Annotated in this window: 2 protein-coding genes; both read left to right on the plus strand. The window is 32.3% G+C overall.

What is annotated here, in order from left to right; genetic code table 11:
- Positions 1-742 (plus strand): BspA family leucine-rich repeat surface protein (locus Q4Q40_RS23985; protein ID WP_303304590.1); only part of this gene is annotated, 742 nt, incomplete at its 5' end.
- A 196-nt stretch (positions 743-938) separates the two neighbouring features.
- A complete protein-coding gene (locus Q4Q40_RS23990) occupies positions 939-2,018 on the plus strand; it encodes a hypothetical protein (RefSeq protein WP_303304591.1) in 1,080 nt (359 codons plus the stop codon).
- The last annotated feature ends 571 nt before the right edge of the window (positions 2,019-2,589 follow it).

Below are 2,589 nucleotides of genomic sequence, written 5' to 3' on the forward strand. Positions count from 1 at the left end.
CACAGGCTATAGTTATGATATAGATTGGGGAGATGGCAGTACCGAGAGTGGGTTAACAGGCGATGCACCCCACCAGTATGCCACAGCAGGTATTCACACGGTATCGATAACAGGAGATTTCCCTGCGATTTATTTTGATAACGAAGCCGAAATGGAAGCCATAGCAGCCAAACTCCAGACGATAGAGAGTTGGGGAGATATACAGTGGAAGAGTATGGAAGGGGCATTTGCATATTGTACAAACCTTACTTGCAATGCCACAGATGTTCCGGATTTAAGCCAGGTAACTAATATGTTTTCTATGTTTAGAGAAGCCAGTGCCTTCAACCAAGATATTGGTAATTGGGATGTTAGCTCAGTGAAGTATATGTCTTCTATGTTTAATGGAGCCAGTGCCTTCAACCAAGATATTGGTAGTTGGGATGTTAGCTCAGTGGAGTATATGTCTTCTATGTTTAATGGAGCCAGTGCCTTCAACCAAGATATTGGTAATTGGGATGTTAGCTCTGTAGAGGATATGTCTGGTATGTTTAACGAAGCCAGTGCCTTTAACCAGGACATTGGTAATTGGGATGTTAGCTCAGTGGAGTATATGACTTATATGTTTTATGGAGCCGGTGTCTTCAACCAGAACCTTTCTAGTTGGGCTACCGATAATGTAACAAATTGCACAAGCTTTAGTTTTAATTCTGGTTTAGCAACCGCACAGTTACCAACTGCAGGAAGTTGTTTTAATGAATAAAGTATAACGTTAGGGGTTTGGGACATATAGAAAACCAGCGTTTTTTAGCAATCCTCCAAGGCTTAATGCTTTGGGGGGTGTTTTTTATAATACCCATATATAGGTATAGACAACAATCTATTTATATAATAAAAGAGAAATACAGGTTTTCTGTTATAACGATATTAAAACAAATACTTATTAGTACATAATAATTATGAGCAAAGATTTGCCACAGATAGAGCAACTTGAAGAAGTAGATTTAGGACAACTTTTTAAGCTAAAAGAGAATGCTTTTAGCAATTTCTTTCATTTAATAGGGAACGTTTTCAATAAACTTTTAGCAGCATTTGCTTGGTTAGTATTTTTTGTAAAGAAACATATTATAAAGCTTTTTATCGCTGGCATTACAGGTGTTATCTTGGGAATAGTATTAGAAAAAACATCAGAACCTATCTATAGGTCTCATATTACAGTAAAACAAAACTATAAGACAGGGGAATATTTATATAATACAATTAGCTATTATAACGACTTAGTAAAGCAAGATAAAAGTGCTTTAGAGTCTATTTTGGGGATTACATCGGACGAGACAAGATCTATTTTGAATTTTGAAATAGAACCTGCAAGTGGTGAGAATCGAAAACTTCAAGAGTTTGATAAGTATCTTCAAACACTTGATACAACATTAGCTAAAACATTAGATTATAAGGCATTTTTAAAGAACTCTGAGGATTACCACCACCAATACCAACAAATAACAATTAAAGCAAAAGAGCAAAATAATTTTAAGATGGTGTTTCTTAGTATTATGGCCAATATTAATTCGAATGCTTATTTTAAAAGAGAACAAAGAAAGGATTTAAAGGAATTAACAGACAAGGCCTCTGCAATTTCTAAAGCCTTAGTTAAGTCGGATACATTGTTAGCTGTTTACCAAAGAGCGATAATAAAATTGGCAGAAAACAATAAAGAACCCCAATCCAAAATTACTATAGATGCTAATAATGGAAATGAAAGTTCTACAAAAGAGTTTGAACTTTATAATAAAGAATTGGAGCTAAGACAACAATTAGTTGAGATACAAAGAAGAATAGATGACAAAGAGCATATCATTGAAATTACGTCTAGCAAACAAAATAGTGGTACCATAGAAAATAAGAAAGAACTTTTGGGTAATATGTTAAGCCCTAAGTTATATTATGCGACTATATTGACTATGTTTACGTTTATAGTTTTATTATGGTTAAATTTTGTTCGATTAATTAAAAAAAAGAAATCGAACTATAAAATTTAACCTTTAATAATGAACTCATCTTGACTTTTTGTTTTTAACCGAAAATGAGATAAAATTTGTTCAGATGATACACTTTTTGAAAAGCATAGCATCGTTAAGCATAAAAAAGTAACGAAATATGGGCGAATTTTAGCCGTACCTGCCAGCAGGAAACTACAGTGTGCCACAAATATTGATGCCCGCAATAAGTTATTTATAAACCTGAGTTTGATGTAAGGATCATAGAAAAAGTCAATAAATATGTTAGATTCAACTTATAATTATTATAGACTATCTAGCTAGTTTATGATAATTTAAGGAATAAGATGGTATGTCTATTGGTTTTTAGCTTGAAACTAATAGAGTTGAATATGTTTCAGATATCTAAAATCCATTTTTTTTTGATATAAACGTCTTATAAACAGTGTTTTGAAAAAAACAATCTCATTTTTCTTACTTCGAACTCAGGTTTATACTACTGTAATTTAAAATAATTGAATGATTTGTGATGTCGATTGACCAATTAGTGATTTTAAATATTTGTTGTTTTGTATCATTAATTTAAACATTTCAAAAAAAGAAATAATGAAAA

The sequence above is a fragment of the Flavivirga jejuensis genome (assembly GCF_030540765.1).
In the GTDB taxonomy this organism is placed as follows: Bacteria; Bacteroidota; Bacteroidia; order Flavobacteriales; family Flavobacteriaceae; genus Flavivirga; species Flavivirga jejuensis.

Coding starts and splice junctions, on each gene's coding strand:
- Q4Q40_RS23990 (WP_303304591.1), top strand. CDS start 939: ATGAGCAAAGATTTGCCACAGATAGAGCAACTTGAAGAAGTAGATTTA.